This window comes from uncultured Microbacterium sp. (genome assembly GCF_947632095.1).
Lineage (GTDB): Bacteria > Actinomycetota > Actinomycetes > Actinomycetales > Microbacteriaceae > Microbacterium.
Genome location: NZ_CANROA010000087.1, coordinates 1 through 3,973, shown reverse-complemented (window position 1 = coordinate 3,973; position 3,973 = coordinate 1). Strand labels below are relative to the sequence as shown.

At 68.1% G+C, this 3,973-nt stretch carries 6 protein-coding genes; 2 read left to right on the top strand and 4 right to left on the bottom strand.

Annotation, left to right across the window (positions count from 1 at the left end):
• Positions 1-183 precede the first annotated feature (183 nt).
• Entirely contained in the window at positions 184-1,173 is a 990-nt protein-coding gene (locus Q0Z66_RS12120) for a malate dehydrogenase (protein ID WP_298041513.1), read from the top strand.
• 19 nt (positions 1,174-1,192) lie between these two features.
• Here the strand turns inward: Q0Z66_RS12120 and Q0Z66_RS12115 are convergent, their stop codons facing one another.
• Both Q0Z66_RS12115 and Q0Z66_RS12110 read right to left on the bottom strand, forming a co-directional pair.
• Positions 1,193-1,711, bottom strand: coding sequence for a hypothetical protein (locus Q0Z66_RS12115; protein WP_298041511.1), 519 nt, complete (start codon positions 1,709-1,711; stop codon positions 1,193-1,195).
• Positions 1,712-1,748: 37 nt separating this feature from the next.
• A complete protein-coding gene (locus Q0Z66_RS12110) occupies positions 1,749-2,282 on the bottom strand; it encodes a hypothetical protein (protein ID WP_298041509.1) in 534 nt (177 codons plus the stop codon).
• 125 nt (positions 2,283-2,407) lie between these two features.
• On the opposite strand from Q0Z66_RS12110, the gene Q0Z66_RS12105 reads away from it, so the two are divergent.
• The gene (locus Q0Z66_RS12105) at positions 2,408-2,866 is read left to right on the top strand and encodes a recombinase family protein (RefSeq protein WP_298041507.1); all 459 of its coding nucleotides are present in this window, start codon (positions 2,408-2,410) and stop codon (positions 2,864-2,866) included.
• Positions 2,867-2,902: 36 nt separating this feature from the next.
• Here the strand turns inward: Q0Z66_RS12105 and Q0Z66_RS12100 are convergent, their stop codons facing one another.
• Together Q0Z66_RS12100 and Q0Z66_RS12095 are read right to left on the bottom strand one after the other, a co-directional pair.
• On the bottom strand, positions 2,903-3,469 hold the full coding sequence (locus Q0Z66_RS12100; protein ID WP_298041505.1) for a DNA-3-methyladenine glycosylase I: 567 nt from the start codon (positions 3,467-3,469) through the stop codon (positions 2,903-2,905).
• Between the two features lie 38 nt (positions 3,470-3,507).
• Positions 3,508-3,973 (bottom strand): acyl-CoA dehydrogenase (locus tag Q0Z66_RS12095; RefSeq protein WP_298041503.1); only part of this gene is annotated, 466 nt, incomplete at its 5' end.

Here is a 3,973-nt window from a genome sequence, read left to right as displayed (position 1 = left end):
AGGGGGCCGGCGATCAGCGCGATGATGCCGAGGATGCCGACGCCGCCGACGCCCGCGACGGCGGCGGTGCGGCCCGGTCGGCGGGTCTTGTGCGTCGAGATGTCGGCATCCGGGTTGAACGTCATGCCATGAGGGTACCGCGCACTCTGTTCTCTGCGGCGTAGCCGCCGTAGGCTCGGGCGCATGACGACGACGATCACCATCACGGGTGCGGGCGGGCAGATCGGGTATGCGCTGCTGTTCCGCATCGCCGCGGGCGACATGCTGGGGCCGGATGAGCGGGTGCGGTTGCGGTTGCTGGAGATCCCTCAGGGGATGAGGGCGGCTGAGGGTGCGGCTCTCGAGCTGCAGGATGGCGCGTTCGCTCTGCTCGAGGACGTCGAGGTGACGGATGCCGCGGGCACAGGTTTCGACGGATGCGATATCGCGCTGCTGGTCGGTGCGCGGCCGCGCGGTCCGGGCATGGAGCGGGCCGATCTGCTGGCGGCCAACGCCGGGATCTTCGGGCCGCAGGGGCGGGCGATCGCGGAGAACGCGTCACCGGGCGTGCGGGTGACGGTGGTCGGGAACCCCGCCAACACGAATGCGCTCATCGCCGCGGCATCCACCGATGGGGTGCCCGCCGAACGCTTCACGGCGCTGACCCGACTCGATGAGAACCGGGCGCGGGCGCAGCTGGCGCTCGCGCTGGATGCACCGGTGGCGAGCATCCGGCGGGTGCCGATCTGGGGCAACCATTCGGCGTCGCAGTTCCCCGACATTTCGCACGCGACGGTCGACGGCCGCCCGGTCGCCGAGGCGCTGGCCGAACGTATGGACGATGTTCCGGCGTGGTTGGAGGAGACGTTCATCCCGCGCGTCGCGAAGCGCGGAGCGGAGATCATCGAGGTGCGCGGTTCGTCGTCGGTGGCCTCGGCTGCGAACGCGACGATCGAGCACACCCGAGATTGGGTTCTCGGCACCGACGACTGGACGAGCGCCGGTGTCGTCTCGCACGGCGAGTACGGGGTGCCCGAGGGGCTCGTGTCGTCGTTCCCGGTGCGCTCGGTCGACGGCGAGTGGCGGATCGTCGAGGGGCTCGAGATGGATGCTTGGGCGCAGCGCCGCCTGGATGCCACGGTCGCAGAGCTCGTCGCGGAGCGGGAGGCCGTGCGGGTGCTCGGCGTGCTGTGAGGGTGTCAGCGCGGGCGCGTCAGAACGGCCCGCGCGGGTAGACGTCCTCGGGCAGGATGAAGCACTCCGAACCCGACTCGATACGGAGCTTGCCGCGTTCGTCATGCGAGATGATGTAGTTCTCAGCCGTATCGACTGCCATCAGCTGCACCGCGTAGGTCTCTCCCAGGGTGGTCCACGAACGGCTCTCGAAGCGCGCATCCGAATCGAAGTGCGCCTCGAGCTGCTGCGCCAAAGCATCGACATCGGCCCCCGGCGTCACGGACACCGTCGTGAATCCGTTCCAGTTGTGGCTCTCCTCATCGCAGGAAAGCAGGATCCCGGTCTCCTGCTGCTCGATGCTGACGATGGCGTCCTCGGGGATCAGCGCGGCGATCTCCCGCTCGGTCTCCTGGGCGGCCGCCTTCGCCTCCTCCCAGGTGAGATCGGGATCCACCGGCTCCTCGTCCACGGGCGCACTGCACCCCGACAGCACCGCCCCGGCCAGTGCCGCGGCGAGCGCCGCACGTACGAGACGACTCGTCAGACCGATACCCATCCAAACGTCAGAAAACCGAACCCAGAAATGGGCACGGTCACTCATACATATCTGCAGATTTCGTGCGGCTCAGGCGGGCGGCTCCGAGTCCGCGCCGCTTCCAGCGGGTCGCTTCCGGACGGACGCCATCCCGGCCATCCAGCGCGGCCAACGCCGCGAGGGCCCGCCACCTGGTCGTGTCCGCGCCTGCGATCTCCTCCGACCAGCGGCGGTTCGCTCGGCGGAGGTCACGGCCTGCCCTTCGGCGAATCGAGGCCTCGAGCGCATGGATGCCTTCCTCCGGCTCTCGTCGCAGGATCATGATCTTCTCGATTGCCGCATCGAGGATCTCCGAGACTTCGGCTTCGACCGCGGGGAGCCGTTCGAGCAGGCGCCGCTCCTCGTCCCGCCAGGCGCGGCTTACGGCCTCGGAGCACGGATAGCTGCACAGGCGCCGTGGGACGACACCGCCGACCGCATATCCGCAGGTGCATTCATTCCGCCCGACGCTGCCCGAACCGAGGTCGAACTGCAGGCTGCCGTGCAGCGTGTGTACGTGTTCGCTGGCCGTGCCGCCATCGTCTGATCTCATCGCCCAGCCTTCCGAAGCAGAACCCAGAATACGCGCCCGCCGCTTCCCGGAAACCGCCGCGCCGGGATCTCCGTTCGGATGTCTCTCTTAACCGGCACAAGGCACAATGGAGGAAGGAGGAAACCATGAGTGACGTGACGACGGGTTCGAACGCCGATGAGGCGATGACGAGCCCGCTGAATCTGCCGCATGTGGCGACCGAGTGCTCGAAGTGCTTCACCGAGCTGCAGCATGATCACGAGTGGTGGCATGCCCGTCCGGCGCAGTCGCGCCTGGTCGGTCTCGTCGTTTCCCGCGAGGGCATGCCGTCGGTGGTCGAGCAGCGTGATGAGCTGACCCGTTTCGGCGTGCCGATCGAGGGGTTCCGGCATCCGGCCCCCGAGATCCTCGAGAGCTGGAGCGATCGCCTCGCCCGCTTCATCGTCACTCTCAAGTCGGGCGATGTGCTCGTCGTGGCGAATGTGCACGCGCTGGGCCGCAATCGCGATGAGGAGACGCGCACGATCTCCGAGCTGCGTCGTCGTGGCGTGATGGTGAAGGTGCTCAGCACCGATCACCGCCACCTCGCCGACGCTCAGCGCTGACTTTCACCCCTGACGCGAAGAGGTCGCGTCGCGCGACTACGCCCGCCAGCATCCCTCGACGTGATCGTCGACCATGCCGGCCGATTGCATGAGAGCGTACATCGTGGTGGGGCCGACGAACCGGAAGCCGCGTTTGCGCAGCGCTTTGCTCATCGCGGTCGATTCCGGGGTCACGGCCGGCACATCGTCGAAGGAGCCCGGGCGGGGTCTGGATGCCGGAGCGAATGACCAGAGGAAGGCGTCGAGCTCACCCGACTGCATGTCGCGCACGAGCGCGGCGTTGGAGATCGTCGCGGTGATCTTCTGCCGGTTGCGGATGATCCCGGCATCCTGCATCAGCCTCTCGACGTCGTCATCGTCGAAAGCCGCGACCGTTTCGGGGTCGAACCCGGCGAAGACCTCACGGAAGCGCGGGCGCTTGCGCAGGATCGTGATCCAGCTGAGCCCCGCCTGGAACCCCTCGAGCGAGATCTTCTCGAACAGCGCGCGGTCGCCGCGCAGCGGCACGCCCCACTCCTCATCGTGGTAGCGCTGGTATTCGGCGTCCGCCCCGACCCACGCGCAGCGCGCGCGGCCGTCGGCGCCCCTCGACAGTGACGTCATGTCATCAGCCTATTGAGGGGCGCCGACATCGGCTCGCGTCAGCGGGCCTGCTTCTTCTTCATCGCCTTCTCCGACAGCGGGGCGTTGCCGGATGCCGCGAGCTCGGCGTAGTACGCACGGGCCTCATCCTGACGCTGCTGCTCGGCTCCTGAGGCGATGGGTGCGCGCACGTGCTCGGGCTCGTAGCCGAACGCGTTCACGAGGTCGAGCGCGTGCGGACGCAGGCGCAGGCACAGGCGGTCGATGTAGCTCGACACAGCGGCGGCGCGCTGCGTGGAGAGACGGCCGTTGATGATGTGCCAGGCGAGGTGCTTCTCGATGAGCTGCAGACCGAACAGGTCGCGCAGCCACGTCAGCACCTGACGGGTGCTCTCGTCGGGAACACTGGCGACGGCATCCGTGAACGCCTCCCACTGCAGCAGCTCGCCGTGCGCGCGGGCCGCTTCGATGAGCTCGGCCTGGTTCTCGTTGAACAGCTTCTCGCCGAGCACCTTGTCCTTGCCG